Source organism: Pseudomonas kermanshahensis, assembly GCF_014269205.2.
Classification (GTDB): Bacteria; Pseudomonadota; Gammaproteobacteria; order Pseudomonadales; family Pseudomonadaceae; genus Aquipseudomonas; species Aquipseudomonas kermanshahensis.
This window is the reverse complement of record NZ_JABWRY020000001.1, coordinates 1046566-1063262: the sequence shown is the minus strand read 5'-3', so window position 1 is coordinate 1063262 and position 16697 is coordinate 1046566. Positions and strand designations below refer to the sequence as shown.

The 16697-nt window shown below is 62.1% G+C and carries 14 protein-coding genes; 4 read left to right on the top strand and 10 right to left on the bottom strand.

Going from position 1 to position 16697, the window contains the following annotated elements; genetic code table 11:
• Positions 1 to 90: 90 nt before the first annotated feature.
• Together HU764_RS05000 and ihfB are read right to left on the bottom strand one after the other, a co-directional pair.
• Positions 91 to 354 carry a lipopolysaccharide assembly protein LapA domain-containing protein gene (locus HU764_RS05000; RefSeq protein WP_027595953.1) on the bottom strand — a complete coding sequence of 88 codons (264 nt, stop codon included), beginning with the start codon at positions 352 to 354 and terminating at the stop codon, positions 91 to 93.
• 18 nt (positions 355 to 372) lie between these two features.
• Positions 373 to 669 carry an integration host factor subunit beta gene (gene ihfB, locus HU764_RS04995; RefSeq protein ID WP_003252675.1) on the bottom strand — a complete coding sequence of 99 codons (297 nt, stop codon included), beginning with the start codon at positions 667 to 669 and terminating at the stop codon, positions 373 to 375.
• Between the two features lie 569 nt (positions 670 to 1238).
• Here ihfB and HU764_RS04990 point away from each other — a divergent pair.
• The gene (locus HU764_RS04990) at positions 1239 to 1694 is read left to right on the top strand and encodes an REP-associated tyrosine transposase (RefSeq protein ID WP_186682297.1); all 456 of its coding nucleotides are present in this window, start codon (positions 1239 to 1241) and stop codon (positions 1692 to 1694) included.
• Between the two features lie 144 nt (positions 1695 to 1838).
• Here HU764_RS04990 and rpsA read toward each other — a convergent pair whose 3' ends face one another.
• The 7 genes from rpsA to mtnA form a co-directional block, all read right to left on the bottom strand.
• A complete protein-coding gene (gene rpsA, locus HU764_RS04985) occupies positions 1839 to 3515 on the bottom strand; it encodes a 30S ribosomal protein S1 (RefSeq protein ID WP_003252673.1) in 1677 nt (558 codons plus the stop codon).
• 123 nt (positions 3516 to 3638) lie between these two features.
• Complete coding sequence (gene cmk / locus HU764_RS04980; protein ID WP_027595952.1) at positions 3639 to 4325, bottom strand: (d)CMP kinase; 687 nt, start codon at positions 4323 to 4325, stop codon at positions 3639 to 3641.
• The gene (locus tag HU764_RS04975; RefSeq protein ID WP_099453220.1) at positions 4322 to 6562 is read right to left on the bottom strand and encodes a bifunctional prephenate dehydrogenase/3-phosphoshikimate 1-carboxyvinyltransferase; all 2241 of its coding nucleotides are present in this window, start codon (positions 6560 to 6562) and stop codon (positions 4322 to 4324) included. The genes cmk and HU764_RS04975 overlap by 4 nt, the downstream gene beginning before the upstream one ends.
• Before the next feature lie 159 nt (positions 6563 to 6721).
• A complete protein-coding gene (gene pheA / locus HU764_RS04970) occupies positions 6722 to 7816 on the bottom strand; it encodes a prephenate dehydratase (protein WP_027595950.1) in 1095 nt (364 codons plus the stop codon).
• Positions 7816 to 8901, bottom strand: coding sequence for a 3-phosphoserine/phosphohydroxythreonine transaminase (serC, locus tag HU764_RS04965; protein ID WP_085272802.1), 1086 nt, complete (start codon positions 8899 to 8901; stop codon positions 7816 to 7818). The genes pheA and serC overlap by 1 nt, the downstream gene beginning before the upstream one ends.
• 272 nt (positions 8902 to 9173) lie before the next feature.
• Positions 9174 to 11936, bottom strand: a complete 2763-nt coding sequence (gyrA, locus tag HU764_RS04960) for a DNA gyrase subunit A (RefSeq protein ID WP_027595948.1) — start codon at positions 11934 to 11936, stop codon at positions 9174 to 9176.
• Positions 11937 to 12292: 356 nt separating this feature from the next.
• Positions 12293 to 13369: an S-methyl-5-thioribose-1-phosphate isomerase gene (gene mtnA / locus HU764_RS04955; RefSeq protein ID WP_186682293.1), complete on the bottom strand. Its 1077-nt coding sequence runs from the start codon at positions 13367 to 13369 to the stop codon at positions 12293 to 12295.
• A gap of 110 nt (positions 13370 to 13479) precedes the next feature.
• Here mtnA and ubiG point away from each other — a divergent pair, with 110 nt between their 5' ends.
• From ubiG to HU764_RS04940, 3 genes are all read left to right on the top strand, one after another.
• Entirely contained in the window at positions 13480 to 14178 is a 699-nt protein-coding gene (gene ubiG, locus HU764_RS04950) for a bifunctional 2-polyprenyl-6-hydroxyphenol methylase/3-demethylubiquinol 3-O-methyltransferase UbiG (RefSeq protein WP_027595946.1), read from the top strand.
• 2 nt (positions 14179 to 14180) lie between these two features.
• Positions 14181 to 14852: an N-acetylmuramic acid 6-phosphate phosphatase MupP gene (mupP, locus tag HU764_RS04945; RefSeq protein ID WP_027595945.1), complete on the top strand. Its 672-nt coding sequence runs from the start codon at positions 14181 to 14183 to the stop codon at positions 14850 to 14852.
• 148 nt (positions 14853 to 15000) lie between these two features.
• A complete protein-coding gene (locus tag HU764_RS04940; RefSeq protein ID WP_027595944.1) occupies positions 15001 to 15741 on the top strand; it encodes a YciK family oxidoreductase in 741 nt (246 codons plus the stop codon).
• Between the two features lie 126 nt (positions 15742 to 15867).
• Here the strand turns inward: HU764_RS04940 and HU764_RS04935 are convergent, their stop codons facing one another.
• Complete coding sequence (locus HU764_RS04935; protein WP_027595943.1) at positions 15868 to 16653, bottom strand: iron-containing redox enzyme family protein; 786 nt, start codon at positions 16651 to 16653, stop codon at positions 15868 to 15870.
• Positions 16654 to 16697: the final 44 nt, after the last annotated feature.

The window sequence follows — 16697 nt, the reverse complement described above, 5'->3', positions numbered from 1 at the left end:
CGCCTGGGCCGAAAATGAAGTGTGCTATTACTTCATGACAGCCGATGCGGGCATAGGTGAGACTTTCCTCAATAGAAGTAGGAAACCGCCTCAATTACCGCTTAATGCCGCTTGGCGGGCAGAAGCGCGAATTTTGCGCTTGCTGCGCTGCACGCCGTAGGCGCCGAGCAGTGGGCCGATAGCCAAGCCGATGACCAGCGCGGCCAGTACCAGTACCGCAACCGGCACTTCAGGGGCAGACCAACCAAACAGGACCAACGAGACCGCCTGCTGGTTCTCGAGCACGAAGAACAGCACCACAGCCGCCAACAGCAGCACGAACAACGCCGCCAGGGCGCGCTTGAGGTTACGCATCAGACTGCTCCTTTTTTATCAGGCCTCGGCCTCATCTTCTTCATTGACCCGGTCACGCAATTCCTTGCCCGGTTTGAAGTGCGGCACGAACTTGCCTTCCAAGCTGACCGACTGGCCAGTCTTGGGGTTGCGACCGACACGGGGTGCGCGATAGTGCAGCGAGAAGCTGCCAAAACCGCGAATCTCGATGCGATCGCCCGTCGCCAGGCACTGCGACATCTGCTCAAGCATGGTCTTGATGGCCAACTCCACATCTTTCGAGGAGAGCAGCCCCTGATGGGTGACAATACGTTCGATCAGCTCCGACTTCGTCATATTTTTCCCTTCGTTATCAAGCAGCTAGATCATTGCTTAACCAGTTTGTAGCACGCTGGGAGGGATTTGAACAGGGCGGTTCTTGACTTAATAAAAAAATTCAAGATTGAAGTAAAAAGAAATTTGTCGCGGATTGGCTGGGATGCGCGTGGTTGAAGGGGTACGTCGTGAGTTTTGGGGTGACGCGTAGATCGAGCGCCGCCCGCGCGGCGCATCGCGAGCAACGCTCGCTCCTACGTTTGTTTTTGGCCAATAACGCCTGTGACAGGCGCGCGCGACCGCCTTGTTTGCTAGACGCGATATTACGCCATGCGCCAAGGCGGTCGCGGGCATTTACCCCAGAAATAACTGGCCCGATACAAACGTAGGAGCGAGCGTTGCTCGCGATGCGCCGCGCGGGCGGCGCTCGATCTACGCACCACCACACAACTCACGCCAAATGGCCGCCCCACGCCCCCACTGACCCAGCCATTCAACTCATGGCATTTACATGCTGACAATCTTCCATCGCCCAGCGCCACAGGTCGGCAACTACGCTGATTGGACGCCCTTGTTCACGGAAGAACACGATGCCCAAACCTCATGGCTGCATGCTTCGCCGCGCACGATACTCTGAGCCAGGCAGGCTTTATATGTTGACCACAGCCACACACCAACGTCGGCCACTGTTTCAGGACTTTCATTTAGCGCGCATGATTATCCAGAACCTTCGCCATGCCGAAGTAAAAAACCACTGCCGGTCATTAGCCTGGGTTGTGATGCCTGACCATGTGCATTGGTTGCTTGAATTAGGGGAAGTGACGCTTAGTGTACTTATGCAACGCGTAAAGAGCCGGTCCAGTCATGCACTGCGCAAGGCAGGGATAAAGGTTTCACCGGTCTGGCAGGCGGGTTATCACGACCGGGCTTTGCGGCAAGATGAAGATGTTTTGAGGGTTGCCCGATACATCATAGCCAATCCGGTCAGGGCGGGATTGGTCGCCAGGATTGGCGATTATCCGCACAGGGATGCAGTGTGGGTTTGAGATCGAGCGCCGCCCGCGCGGCGCATCGCGAGCAACGCTCGCTACGATTGATTCGGGCCGCTCGATTTAGGCACCACCACAAAAATCACAGATAAAAAAAGGGCGACCCGAGGGTCGCCCTTTTTCTTACCGATCCAACAGAACTTAGTTCTGTTTGGCCATTGCTTCGCGCAGCAGCGCAGCCATGGTGGTGTCGGCAGCAGCTTCCGGAGCGTTTTTCAGGCTCTGGATAGCTTCGCGCTCTTCAGCGTCGTCTTTCGATTTGATCGACAGGCTGATAACGCGGGACTTACGGTCAACGCTGATGATCTTAGCTTCGATCTCTTCGCCTTCCTTCAGAACGTTACGCGCGTCTTCAACGCGGTCACGGCTGATTTCGGAAGCTTTCAGAGTGGCTTCGATGTCGTCGGCCAGGGTGACGATGGCGCCTTTGGCGTCAACTTCTTTCACGATGCCCTTGACGATAGCGCCCTTGTCATTGACAGCAACGAAGTTGGAGAACGGATCGTCTTCCAGCTGCTTGATGCCCAGGGAGATGCGCTCGCGCTCTGGGTCGACCGACAGGATGACGGTTTCCAGCTCGTCGCCCTTCTTGAAACGACGTACGGCTTCTTCGCCGGTTTCGTTCCAGGAGATGTCGGACAGGTGAACCAGGCCGTCGATGCCGCCGTCCAGACCAATGAAGATACCGAAGTCGGTGATCGACTTGATGGTACCGGTGATCTTGTCACCCTTGTTGAACTGGCCGGAGAAGTCTTCCCATGGGTTGGACTTGCACTGCTTGATGCCCAGGGAGATACGACGACGCTCTTCGTCGATGTCCAGAACCATGACTTCCACTTCGTCGCCAACCTGAACGACTTTCGACGGGTGGATGTTCTTGTTGGTCCAGTCCATTTCGGAAACGTGTACCAGACCTTCAACGCCTTCTTCCAGCTCAGCGAAGCAGCCGTAGTCGGTCAGGTTGGTAACGCGAGCTTGTACGCGAGTACCTTCTGGGTAGCGGGCAGTGATAGCAACCCACGGATCTTCGCCCATCTGCTTCAGACCCAGCGAAACGCGGTTGCGCTCACGGTCGAACTTCAGAACGCGAACGTCGACTTCGTCGCCAACGTTAACGATTTCGGAAGGATGCTTGATGCGCTTCCAGGCCATGTCGGTGATGTGCAGCAGGCCGTCGATACCGCCCAGGTCCACGAATGCGCCGTAGTCGGTGAGGTTCTTGACGATACCTTTGACTTGCTGGCCTTCCTGCAGGGTTTCCAGCAGGGCTTCGCGCTCGGCGGAGTTCTCGGCTTCCAGCACGCTGCGACGGGAAACGACAACGTTGTTGCGCTTCTGGTCGAGCTTGATGACCTTGAATTCCAGCTCTTTGCCTTCCAGGTGGGTGGTGTCGCGCACTGGGCGGACATCAACCAGGGAGCCCGGCAGGAACGCACGGATGCCGTTAACGTCGACAGTGAAGCCGCCCTTAACCTTACCGTTGATAACGCCCTTGACCACTTCTTCGGCGGCGAAAGCTGCTTCCAGAACAATCCAGCACTCGGCGCGCTTGGCTTTTTCACGGGACAGTTTGGTTTCGCCAAAGCCGTCTTCGACCGCGTCCAGCGCAACGTGAACTTCGTCACCGACCTTGATGGTCAGCTCGCCAGCTTCGTTGTAGAACTGCTCGAGCGGGATGACGCCCTCGGACTTCAGGCCAGCGTGTACGGTAACCCAGTCGCCGTCGATGTCGACAACGATACCGGTGATGATCGCACCCGGCTGAAGATTGAGGGTTTTCAGGCTTTCTTCAAAGAGTTCTGCAAAGCTTTCGCTCATTTTAATTCCTGTAGATTCGGGCGAAACAGACGCCCATCGCCACATTCCAGACAATGTGGGTTTCGTTATTTAAAGGAAAGCCGACAGGACGTTGACTGGTGCACCTGCCTGCTCTCCTGGCTATCAGTGAAGGTCGCGAAGCGCGATCTCACTCCTGATACGTTGCAACACCTGCTCGATGGACAACTCGGTAGAGTCCAACTGAATGGCATCGGCCGCTGGTTTCAGCGGGGCCACTGCACGTTGGGTGTCACGCTCATCACGTGCACGAATCTCATCCAGCAGACTCGACAGACTAACATCTTCGCCTTTGCCCTTCAACTGCAGGTAACGACGACGTGCCCGTTCCTCGGCGCTGGCGGTCAGGAAAATCTTCAAGGGCGCATCCGGGAACACCACGGTACCCATGTCGCGACCATCGGCGATCAAGCCCGGAGCCTCGCGGAATGCACGCTGACGCAACAACAAAGCGTCCCGCACGGCAGGCAACGAGGCCACCATCGAGGCGCCTGCACCGACGGTTTCGGTGCGGATGACACTGCTGACGTCCTCACCCTCAAGGATGATCTGTTGCAGCTTACCGGGCTCGGCCGCGATGAACTGCACATCCAGATGGGCGGCAAGTTGCTTGAGCAGCTCTTCGTTGGTCAGGTCGACGCCGTGATTGTTGGCATTGAACGCCAGCAAACGGTACAGCGCGCCGGAGTCCAGCAGGCGCCAGCCCAGCTCGCGAGCCAGCAGACCGGCGACCGTGCCCTTGCCCGAGCCGCTTGGCCCATCGATGGTGATGACTGTTGCTTGCGAATTCACGACTTGCCCTCTTCAGCCACGCGGATACCGACTTCGGCACACAGCGCCAGGAAGTTAGGGAACGAGGTGGCGACGTTGGCGCAGTCATGGATGCGAATCGGCGCAGTGGCACGCAGCGAGGCAACGCTGAAGGCCATGGCGATACGGTGGTCACCGTGGCCGTGCACTTCGCCGCCGCCGATCTGGCCGCCGTCGATGATGATGCCGTCCGGGGTCGGTTCGCACTTCACGCCCAGGCTGATCAGCCCATCGGCCATGACCTGGATGCGGTCGGATTCCTTGACCCGCAGCTCTTCGGCGCCACGCAGCACGGTGCGCCCTTCGGCACAGGCCGCGGCGACGAACAGTACCGGGAACTCGTCGATGGCCAGCGGCACCAGGTTTTCGGGGATGTCGATACCCTTGAGCTGAGCACCGCGCACACGCAGGTCGGCCACCGGCTCGCCACCCACTTCACGCTGGTTTTCCAGGGTGATGTCGCCGCCCATCAGTCGCAGAATGTCGATCACGCCGGTACGGGTCGGGTTGATGCCGACATGCTCGAGCACCAGCTCAGAGCCTTGAGCGATCGAGGCTGCGACCAGGAAGAACGCCGCCGACGAAATATCGGCAGGCACTTCGATGCGGGTCGCCGTCAGCTTGCCGCCAGACTGCAGCGAAGCCACCGGGCCATTGGACTCGACTGCGTAACCAAAGCCGCGCAGCATGCGCTCGGTGTGGTCACGGGTCGGTGCAGGTTCAGTGACCGTGGTCTTGCCTTCGGCATACAGACCGGCCAGCAGCAGGCACGATTTGACCTGGGCACTGGCCATTGGCAGCGTGTAGGTCAGCGCCTTGAGCTTGTTGCCACCACGGATGGTCAATGGCGGACGGCCTTCAGGGCCAGTCTCGACCACTGCGCCCATTTCGCGCAGCGGGTTAGCCACGCGATTCATCGGGCGCTTGGACAGCGAGGCATCACCGGTCATGGTCACGTCGAACGGCTGACCGGCCAACAGGCCAGAGAGCAAGCGCATCGAGGTGCCGGAGTTACCCACGTAGATTGGCCCAGGTGGCGGCTTGAGGCCGTGCAGGCCGACCCCATGGATGGTTACGCGACCCTGGTTCGGGCCTTCGATGACCACCCCCATGTCACGGAAGGCTTGCAAGGTCGCCAGCGCATCCTCACCTTCGAGGAACCCTTCGACCTCGGTCGTGCCTTCGGCCAGCGAGCCGAGCATGATCGAGCGGTGAGAAATCGACTTGTCGCCCGGTACGCGGATTCGCCCGGTCAGGCGGCCACCCGGTTGGGCCAGGAAAATCAGATCGTTGGCGTTCATAGCGTCCACATAGGCCCGGCGGGCCAGGATTTTACTGAAATGCTCGCGGGCAACGCGTGCGCGGGTGAATACACCCAGCAACTGGTGCCCGTCCCCTGCATCGATCGCGTCGCGCAAGGCGTCGAGATCGCTGCGATATGTATCAAGCGTGCGCAGGACGGCTTCGCGGTTGGCGAGAAAGATGTCGTGCCACATGGTCGGGTCGCTGCCGGCGATTCTCGTGAAATCGCGGAAGCCTCCCGCAGCGTACCGGAAGATCTCGAGGTTTTCATTGCGCTTGGCCAGCGAATCGACCAGGCCGAAGGCCAGCAAGTGCGGCAGGTGGCTGGTGGCGGCCAGGACTTCGTCATGGCGCTCGACCGGCATGTGCTCGACATCGGCATCCAATGCGCGCCACAGGCGGTCTACCGTGGCCAGGGCGGCGGGGTCGGTGTCCGGCAGCGGCGTGAGGATGACCTTGTGGCGACGGAACAGGGCGGCGTTGGAGGCCTCTACCCCGCTCTGCTCAGAACCGGCAATCGGGTGGCCGGGGACGAAGCGCGACAGGCGCTCACCCAGGACTTCACGGGCGGCGCGCACCACATTGCCCTTGGCGCTGCCGACATCGGTGATGACGGCATCGCCCAGGTCGAGCTGTGCCAGGCGCGCCAGCAGCTTTTCCATGGCCAGGATCGGCACGGCCAGCTGGATGACATCGGCACCGACACAGGCGGCGGCGAGGTCTTCTTCACAGCGGTCGACCACCCCCAGGGCCACGGCCTGCTTGCGCGAGGGGGCATCCAGGTCGACGCCGACCACTTCGCGGCACAGGCCGCTTTCGCGCAAGCCCTTGGCGAAGGAGCCGCCGATCAGGCCCAGGCCTACGACGACGAGGCGACCGATGAGCGGTGCGGGTTTGGTTGTTACTGCATTTACCACGAGTGCGAACCCTGTTCAGAAATCAAGACAGTCTGTGAGACCGCAGGGGGCCGCTTCGCAGCCCATCGCGACACAAGGCCGCGCCCACAGGTATCACGCAGGCCCTGTAGGAGCGGCCTTGCGTCGCGATGGGGCGCAAAGCGGCCCCGGCAAGCTCATTTACAGCACCGCCTTCGGATAAGACCCCAGCACCTTCAGCCCCACAGCCTCTTGGCTGATCGCCTCCAGCACTGCCTTGATCAACGGGTCGCGGTGGTGGCCGACGAAGTCGATGAAGAACACGTACGTCCACTTGCCGCTGCGCGACGGGCGCGTCTCGATGCGGGTCAGGTCGATACCGTTCTCGTGGAACGGCACCAGCAGCTCGTGCAAGGCCCCCGGCTTGTTGCTCATCGAGACGATGATCGAGGTCTTGTCGTCGCCGGTCGGCGGTACTTCCTGGTTACCGATCATCAGGAAGCGCGTCGAGTTGTCTGGACGGTCTTCGATCTTCTCGGCCAGACGGGTCAGGCCGTACAGGTTCGCCGCCATATCACCGGCGATCGCTGCCGAATTCCACTCACCCTTGACCCGCTTGGCCGCTTCGGCGTTGCTCGAAACCGCCACGCGCTCCACGTTCGGGTAGTGCGCATCCAGCCACTTGCGGCACTGGGCCAGCGACTGGGCGTGGGAGTAGATGCGGGTAATGCTGTCGGTCTTGGTGCTCTCACCCACCAGCAGGTGGTGGTGGATGCGCAGCTCGACTTCACCGCAGATCACCATGTCGTGCTCAAGGAAGCTGTCCAGGGTGTGGCTGACCGCGCCCTCGGTGGAGTTTTCCACCGGCACCACGCCGAAGTTGACGGCACCGGCCGCCACTTCGCGGAACACTTCGTCAATGGCCGCCATTGGGCGGCTGATTACGGCATGGCCGAAGTGCTTCATCGCCGCTGCCTGGGTGAAGGTACCTTCAGGGCCCAGGTAGGCGATTTTCAGCGGCTCTTCCAGGGCCAGGCAGGACGACATGATTTCGCGGAACAGCCGCGCCATCTCTTCGTTGCCCAGCGGCCCCTTGTTGCGCTCCATGACCCGCTTGAGTACCGCAGCCTCACGCTCGGGGCGGTAGAACACCGGCTTTTCACCTTCGGCGAGCGAGGCGGTCTTGACCCGCGCCACTTCCTGGGCGCAACGGGCGCGCTCGCTGATCAGCTCGAGGATCTTCTCGTCGAGGCTGTCGATGCGCACGCGCAGCGCCTTGAGCTCGTGTTCGGACATCAGCCGTGCTCCTTCTCGAATTCAGCCATGTAGCCAACCAGGGCTTCAACCGCTTCCAGGCCCAGGGCGTTGTAGATCGAGGCACGCATGCCGCCGACCGAACGATGGCCCTTGAGGTTGAGCAAGCCACGGGCGTCGGCGCCGGCCAGGAAGGCCTTGTCCAGGCGCTCGTCGGCCAGGCGGAACGGCACGTTCATCCACGAACGGGCGTTGACGCTGATCGGGTTGGTGTAGAAGTCGCTGGCGTCGATGAAGCTGTACAGGCGGTCTTTCTTGGCGCGGTTGCGCTGCTCCATGGCCTCGACGCCACCCTGCTCCTTGAGCCACTCGAACACCAGGCCCGAGAGGTACCAGGAATAGGTGGCCGGGGTGTTGTACATCGAGCCGTTGTCGGCCGACACCTTGTAGTCGAGCATGGTCGGGCAGCTGCTGCGGGCATGGCCCAGCAGGTCTTCGCGCACGATCACCACCACCAGGCCGCTCGGGCCGATGTTTTTCTGCGCGCCGGCGTAGATCAGGCCGTACTGCGAGACGTCGATCGGGCGAGAGAGGATATCGGACGACATGTCGACCACCAGCGGAACGTCACCGGTTTCTGGCACCCAGTCGAATTGCAGGCCACCAATGGTCTCGTTGGACGCATAGTGCACGTAGGCAGCGTTCTTGGTCAGGTTCCAGTCGTTCTGGCCTGGGATGGCGAGGTAGTCGTAAGGCTTGGCGCTGGCGGCGACATTGATGTTGCCGAAACGGCGCCCTTCCTCGATCGCCTTCTTCGACCAGATACCGGTTTCGACGTAGTCGGCGGTACCGTTTTCCGGCAGCAGGTTCAGCGGGATCTCGGCGAACTGCTGGCTGGCACCGCCCTGCAGGAACAGGACCTTGTAGTTGGAGGGGACGGACAGCAGGTCACGCAGGTCCTGCTCGGCCTTCTCGGCGATGGCCACGTAATCGTCGCTGCGATGGCTCATTTCCATCACCGACAAGCCCTTGCCGCGCCAGTCCAGCATTTCGGCCTGGGCGCGCTGCAGGACAGCGTCAGGAAGCGCAGCAGGGCCTGCGCAGAAGTTAAAGGCTCGTTTGCTCACATCCACTCTCGCTCTGCCAAATAGAACAAAATCGTTTCTCGCACGCCGCGCACCGCTCTTTGTAGGAGCAGCCTTGCGTCGCGAAAGGGCCGCAAAGCGGCCCCCAGCTTTTTGCAGCGTCGCTGAAATCCTGGGGGCTGCCTTGCAGCCCTTTCGCGACACAAGGCCGCTCCTACAAAAAACGCCCCCACTAATGGGAGGATCCAGCGTTGCCTGCTGTAATCAGTCAAACGGGGCGACCTTGGTCGCCCCGCTCGGGTTGTTGCGCTTGCTTACTCTTGCGGTGCCTCTTCGGCGCCCGCGCTGTCGTCATCGACAGCCTCCGGCGCTTCGCCTTGCGCATCCGCCTCGACCAGTTCGTCGAGCTCTTCTTCGGAAGGCTCCTGGATCCGCTCCAGGCCCACCAGCGTTTCGTCAGCCGCCAGCTTGATCAGCGTCACACCCTGGGTGTTACGGCTCAGGCTGGACACTTCACCAACCCGCGTGCGCACCAAGGTGCCCTGGTCGGAGATGAGCATGATCTCTTCGCCTTCCTGAACCTGGATAGCGCCGATCAACAGACCGTTGCGCCCCTTGGTACCCATGGCGATCACGCCCTGGCCACCACGGCCGCGACGCGGGAACTTGGACAGCGGCGTACGCTTGCCGTAGCCACGCTCGGACGCGGTGAGGATCTGCGCACCGGACTCAGGGATCAGCATCGAAATGATCTGCTGCCCTTTGCCCAACTTCATGCCGCGCACACCACGGGCGGTACGGCCCATTTCGCGCACCACGCTTTCAGCGAAGCGGATCACCTTGCCGGCGTCGGAGAACATCATGACTTCCTTGGCGCCGTCGGTGATGGCCGCGGCAATCAAGGTGTCGCCTTCTTTCAGCTTCAGGGCGATCAGGCCGCTGGTGCGTGGGCGGGCAAACTGGGCCAGCGGGGTCTTCTTGACGGTACCGGAAGCGGTGGCCATGAAGATATAGGCACCGGTCGGCTCAGCAGACCATTCCGGGGTGTCGCCGTCTTCTTCGTCGACTTCCTCGGCTTCTACCAGCTCACCTTCGAGCACGGTGTCATCGGCCTCGTCCAGCTCTTCGTCCAGGTCGGCGCTTTGCTGCAGGGCCTCGAGGTCGATCTGCAGCATCGCAGTGATGCGCTCACCCTCTTCCAGCGGCAGCAGGTTGACCAGCGGACGGCCACGCGCAGCACGGGACGCTTCGGGGATTTCGTAGGTCTTCTTCCAGTACACCTTGCCCTTGCTGGAGAACAGCAACAGGGTGGCGTGGCTGTTGGCGACCAACAGGTGCTCGATGTAGTCCTCGTCCTTCACGCCGGTCGCCGACTTGCCCTTGCCGCCACGGCGCTGGGCCTGGTAGGCGGACAGTGGCTGGGTCTTGGCATAGCCACCGTGGGAGATAGTCACCACGCGCTCTTCTTCCGGGATCATGTCGCCGTAGTTGAGGTCGTGGCTGGCGTTGAGGATCTCGGTGCGGCGCGCATCGCCGTATTCGGCGCGGATGGCTTCGAGCTCTTCGCGGATCACTTCCATCAGGCGCTCGGCGCTGCTGAGGATGCGGATCAGTTCGCCGATCTGCTCGAGGATTTCCTGGTACTCGGCCAGCAGCTTCTCGTGCTCCAGGCCGGTCAGGCGGTGCAGACGCAGGTCAAGAATCGCCTGGGCCTGTTCCGGCGACAGGTAGTACTTGCCCTCGCGCAGGCCGAACTGCTCCGGGAGGTCTTCAGGGCGGCAGGAATCGGCGCCGGCGCGCTCGACCATGACCTGCACAGCGCTGGATTCCCAGGCAGTGGAAATCAACGCTTCCTTGGCTTCCGACGGCGTCGGCGAGGCCTTGATCAGGGCGATGACCGGGTCGATGTTGGACAGCGCGACCGCTTGGCCTTCAAGGATGTGGCCACGCTCACGGGCCTTGCGCAGCTCGAACACGGTACGGCGCGTCACCACTTCACGGCGGTGGCGGACGAACGCTTCGAGCAGGTCCTTGAGGTTGAGCAGACGCGGGCGGCCGTCGATCAGGGCCACGACGTTGATGCCGAACACGCTCTGCAGCTGGGTCTGCTGATAGAGGTTGTTGAGCACCACCTCCGGCACCTCGCCGCGACGCAGCTCGATGACGATGCGCATGCCGTCCTTGTCGGACTCGTCACGCAGCTCGGTAATGCCTTCGATCTTCTTCTCTTTGACCAGCTCGGCGATCTTCTCGATCAGACGCGCCTTGTTCAGCTGGTACGGCAGCTCGGTGACGACGATCTGCTGGCGGCCACCGACCTTGTCGATGTCTTCGACTTCGGAACGGGCACGCATGTAAATGCGGCCACGGCCGGTGCGGTAGGCCTCGATGATGCCCTGGCGGCCGTTGATGATGCCGGCAGTCGGGAAGTCTGGGCCAGGGATGAACTGCATCAGCTCATCGATGGTGACATCCGGGTTGTCGATCAGCGCCAGGCAGCCGTCGATGACCTCGCCGAGGTTGTGCGGCGGGATGTTGGTCGCCATGCCCACGGCGATACCGCTGGAACCGTTGACCAGCAGGTTGGGAATACGGGTCGGCATGACTGCCGGGATCTGCTCGGTGCCGTCGTAGTTGGGCACCCAGTCGACGGTTTCTTTGTGCAGGTCGGCCAGCAGCTCGTGCGCCAGCTTGGCCATGCGCACTTCGGTGTATCGCATGGCCGCGGCGTTGTCGCCGTCGACCGAACCGAAGTTGCCCTGGCCGTCGACCAGCAGGTAACGCAGCGAGAACGGCTGGGCCATACGCACGATGGTGTCGTAGACCGCAGTGTCGCCGTGCGGGTGGTACTTACCGATCACGTCACCGACCACACGGGCGGACTTCTTGTACGGTTTGTTCCAGTCGTTGCCCAGTTCGCTCATCGCAAAGAGAACGCGACGATGCACGGGCTTCAAGCCGTCACGCGCATCGGGCAGCGCTCGCCCGACAATCACGCTCATCGCGTAGTCGAGGTAAGACTGTCTCAGTTCGTCTTCGATATTGACCGGGAGGATTTCTTTGGCCAGTTCGCCCATGAGAAGCCTGATTCCTTTTTCTGGTGAAACTTCGCAGCGCCATCAAGGGCCGAACGAAGCTCGCCGTCGCGACGCGCAGTGCTGCGACGACTTACGACAAATCAATGAGTTGTGCCATGGATCTGCGCAAATTTGGCCGCCGTGATGGGCGGTCTTGGAAACTGCCGGATGTTATCACAAAGGCAGTGCGGGTGGGGAGATGTGGCAGGCCTTGACACTACAGGTTGTGCAAGGCTCATGCAGGAGCAGCCTTGCGCTGCGAAGAGGCCGATGCAAGCAGCAGAAATACCCGGCGCCGGTACTGGCCTCTTCGCAGCACAAGGCTGCTCCTACAGAGAAATGTGCAGCCACACCCCTCAGTGCAAACGCTTGCGGCACATCAACTGAGCCAGCTTGGCGGTATCCGGGCGTTCAACGATGCCCTTCTCGGTCACGATCACGTCGATCAGGTCGGCCGGGGTCACGTCGAACACTGGGTTGAACACCTCCACCTGCGGCGCCACGCGGGTGCCGGCGTAATCCAGCAGCTCGTCTGCATCGCGCTCTTCAAGGGGGATGTCCTCGCCGGTGGCCAGGTTCAGGTCGATGCTGGTGCTCGGCGCCACGACCATGAAGCGCACGCCGTGGTGCATGGCACTGACCGCGAGCTGGTAGGTGCCGATCTTGCTCGCCACATCACCATTGGCCGCGATGCAGTCGGCACCGACCACGACCCAGGTGATGCCCTTGCTCTTCATCAGGTGGGCCAGGGCCGAATCGGCGCACAACGTCACCGGAATGCCCTCGTTGGCCAACTCCCAGGCGGTCAGGCGCGAGCCTTGCAGCCAGGGGCGGGTTTCGCCGGCATACACCCGCTCGACCATGCCTTCCAGGTAACCCGCGCGGATCACCCCCAGCGCGGTGCCAAAACCGCCACTGGCCAGGGCCCCGGAATTGCCGTAGGTGAGCAGGGTCTGGGCGTTGCCCTGATGGCGGCGAATCAGTTCGATGCCGTACTGGGCCATGGTCAGGTTGGCTTCACGGTCGCTTTCATGAATCGCTACCGCCTCAGCTTGCAGCGCCGCCAGCACGTCTTCCTCCGGGCGCAAGCGCTGCAGGCGCTCGCGCATGCGGTTCAGCGCCCAGAACAGGTTAGCGGCGGTGGGGCGCGCCTCGGCCAGGCTGAGAAAGTCTTCTTCCAGGTCCTGCTCCCAGTCGCCGCCCTCGGCCAGGCGCTCTTCCAGGGCGAGGACCAGGCCGTAGGCCGCGGCAATGCCGATGGCCGACGCACCGCGCACAGCCATGTCACGGATCGCGTCCACCACCTGCGCGACATTGTCGCAGGCCAGCCAGACCTCCTGCGCGGGCAGCAGGCGCTGGTCGAGCAGATGCAGAACGCCGCCTTGCCAGCGGATCGCGGTCACCTTCTCCGCCGCCAAAAGTCGCTCGCGCATCGCCTCTCCCCGTCGTTCGGATATCAAAAGCCGGCGATTATAGCGACCCTCGGCCTTGAGCGCTCGGGTATACTCCGGCCCAATTTAGCGAAGTTTCAGAGGACTCTTAAATGAGCAACGTCGACCACGCCGAAATTGCCAAGTTCGAAGCCTTGGCCCACCGCTGGTGGGACCGTGAAAGCGAGTTCAAGCCGCTGCATGAAATCAACCCGTTGCGCGTCAACTGGATCGACGAGCGGGTCGGCCTGGCTGGCAAGAAAGTGCTGGACGTGGGCTGCGGCGGCGGCATTCTCAGCGAATCCATGGCCCTGCGTGGCGCCTCGGTAACCGGCATCGACATGGGCGAGGCCCCGCTGGCGGTGGCCCAGTTGCACCAGTTGGAGTCCGGCGTCGAGGTTGAATACCGGCAGATCACCGCCGAAGCACTGGCCGAAGAGATGCCCGGGCAGTTCGACGTGGTCACCTGCCTGGAAATGCTCGAGCACGTCCCCGACCCGTCGTCGGTGATTCGCGCCTGCTACCGCATGGTCAAGCCTGGCGGCCAGGTGTTCTTCTCCACCATCAACCGCAACCCCAAGGCCTACCTGCTGGCCATTGTCGGCGCCGAGTACATCCTGAAGATGCTGCCGCGCGGCACCCACGACTTCAAGAAGTTCATCCGCCCCTCCGAGCTGGGCGCCTGGAGCCGTGTTGCCGGCCTTGAAGTCAAGGACATCATCGGCCTGACCTACAACCCGTTGACCAAGCACTACAAGCTTTGCAACGACGTGGACGTCAACTACATGATCCAGACCCTGCGCGAGGAATGAGCATGCGTTTGCGAGCAGTACTCTTCGACATGGACGGCACCCTGCTCGACACGGCGCCGGACTTCATCGCTATCTGCCAGGCCATGCTCGCCGAGCGCGGCTTGCCGGCCGTGGACGACAACCTGATTCGCGGGGTGATTTCCGGCGGTGCCCGTGCCATGGTCGCCACCACCTTCGCCATGGACCCGGAGGCCGAAGGCTTCGAGGCCCTGCGCCTGGAGTTTCTCGAGCGCTACCAGCGCGACTGCGCGGTGCACAGCAAGCTGTTCGACGGCATGGCCGAGCTGTTGGCCGACATCGAGAAAGGCAACCTGTTGTGGGGCGTGGTCACCAACAAGCCGGTACGTTTTGCCGAGCCGATCATGCAGCGCCTGGGCCTGGCCGAGCGCTCGGCGCTGCTGATCTGCCCGGACCACGTGAAAAACAGCAAGCCCGACCCCGAGCCGCTGATCCTGGCCTGCAAAACCTTGAACCTGGACCCGGCCAGTGTGCTGTTCGTCGGCGACGACCTGCGCGACATCGAGTCTGGCCGCGATGCCGGCACCCGCACGGCGGCGGTGCGCTACGGCTATATTCATCCAGAGGACAACCCGAACAACTGGGGTGCCGACGTGGTGGTGGACCACCCGCTGGAACTGCGCAAGGTGATCGACAGCGCGCTGTGCGGCTGCTGATCAAGACCTGAAGTCAGCAGGGCCTGTGGGAGCGGGCTTGCCCCGCGAACGCGGGCGAAGCCCGTGCCATCCTCCGCGCCGCCTGCTTCGCGGGGCAAGCCCGCTCCCACAATGATCGGCGCTGCCCAATGAACAAGGGAAAAATCTGATGTTCGACTACACCGCCCGCCCCGACCTGCTGCAAGGCCGGGTCATCCTGGTCACCGGAGCCGGCCGCGGCATCGGCGCCGCCGCTGCCAAGGCCTACGCCGCGCTCGGTGCCACCGTGCTGCTGCTGGGCAAGACCGAGGCCAACCTCAACGAGGTCTACGACCAGATCGAGGCCGCCGGGCACCCACAACCGGTGGTGATCCCGTTCAACCTGGAAACCGCCCTGCCCCACCAGTACGACGAGCTGGCGGTCATGATCGAAGACCAGTTCGGGCGCCTGGATGGCCTGCTCAACAACGCCTCGATCATCGGCCCGCGCACGCCCCTGGAGCAGTTGTCGGGTGACAACTTCATGCGCGTAATGCACATCAACGTCGATGCCACCTTCATGCTCACCAGCACCCTGCTGCCGCTGCTCAAGCTGTCGGAGGACGCCTCGGTGGTGTTCACCTCCAGCAGCGTCGGGCGCAAAGGCCGGGCCTACTGGGGCGCCTACGGGGTGTCGAAGTTCGCCACCGAAGGCCTGATGCAGACCTTGGCCGACGAACTGGAAGGGGTTGCGCCGGTGCGCTCCAACAGCATCAACCCAGGCGCCACGCGCACCGCGATGCGGGCCCAGGCTTACCCGAGCGAGAACCCGCAGAACAACCCGCTGCCTGAAGAGATCATGCCGGTGTACCTGTACCTGATGGGGCCAGACAGCACTGGGGTGAATGGGCAGGCGTTCAACGCCCAGTGATTTTGGGTGGCCTGTACTGGCCCTATCGCCGGCAAGCCGGCTCCCACAGGATTTATACTATGCCAGAAAGCAGTGACTACCCTGTGGGAGCGGGCTTGCCCGCGAAGAGGCCAGCACAGTAAACCATCAACCCGCCGCCAACGCCGGCCGCACCCGCCCCTGCTGACGCCCTTCCAGCTGCATGCAGCGCTCCAGGAACAGGTACATGCAGTCGTAACTCTTGCAAATCGCCCGGCGCAATTCGGTACGCAACCCCAGCGTCGGGTTCTCCCCCGCCAAGGTACAGATGATTTCCAGCGCTTCCCACGGGTGCGCATCGTCGTACTGCGCATGCATCTTCAGCCATTTCATGGCGCGCTTGCGCTGCTCCTCCGGGAAGCCTTGGGCGTAGGTGTCATTAGCGCACACCACCGCCGACCATTCCCCCGTCGCGCCTTCGATGGCGTAGTTGGTCGCCGCCATGGAAATCGCCAGGTTTTCAGTAGCACACACCCGCCAGCACCAGTCATTGAGCCCATTCAACTCGGGTGGCACCTCTTGCGCCTGCAGGTCATGCAGGTGAACGCCATGGGCATGGCACCAGTGCACCCAGTAGTCGGCATGGTTGAGCTCGACGCGGATGTTGCGCATCAACCAGCGCCGCGCCATGTCTTCGCCGGGGTGGCGGCCATAGCGGGTCTTGGTCAGGTTATGGGCCATGTACAGGGAGAACTGCTCGACCACCGGCCAGCCGCCGATCAGGTACTGGCGGATGGTCGAAGGCTTCAGCTGGCCATCACGCAGGCGCTGGTAAAACTCATGCTCGACCACCCGGCGCTTGCTTTCGCGGCACTCTTCAATCAATTGCTGGGCCCATTGAGGGTAACTGGCGGGGTCCATCAATGGCCCGATACGAACGAATGCATCAATCACTTTCAGCTCCTTGTTCCTTGTGATTTTTCGGACGTGTTGTGTCA

Coding starts and splice junctions, on each gene's coding strand:
- HU764_RS04940 (WP_027595944.1), top strand. CDS start 15,001: ATGTTCGACTACACCGCCCGCCCCGACCTGCTGCAAGGCCGGGTCATC.
- pheA (WP_027595950.1), bottom strand. CDS start 7,816: ATGTCCGAACACGAGCTCAAGGCGCTGCGCGTGCGCATCGACAGCCTC.
- HU764_RS04990 (WP_186682297.1), top strand. CDS start 1,239: ATGCCCAAACCTCATGGCTGCATGCTTCGCCGCGCACGATACTCTGAG.
- ihfB (WP_003252675.1), bottom strand. CDS start 669: ATGACGAAGTCGGAGCTGATCGAACGTATTGTCACCCATCAGGGGCTG.
- ubiG (WP_027595946.1), top strand. CDS start 13,480: ATGAGCAACGTCGACCACGCCGAAATTGCCAAGTTCGAAGCCTTGGCC.
- gyrA (WP_027595948.1), bottom strand. CDS start 11,936: ATGGGCGAACTGGCCAAAGAAATCCTCCCGGTCAATATCGAAGACGAA.
- HU764_RS05000 (WP_027595953.1), bottom strand. CDS start 354: ATGCGTAACCTCAAGCGCGCCCTGGCGGCGTTGTTCGTGCTGCTGTTG.
- rpsA (WP_003252673.1), bottom strand. CDS start 3,515: ATGAGCGAAAGCTTTGCAGAACTCTTTGAAGAAAGCCTGAAAACCCTC.
- mtnA (WP_186682293.1), bottom strand. CDS start 13,369: ATGCGCGAGCGACTTTTGGCGGCGGAGAAGGTGACCGCGATCCGCTGG.
- mupP (WP_027595945.1), top strand. CDS start 14,181: ATGCGTTTGCGAGCAGTACTCTTCGACATGGACGGCACCCTGCTCGAC.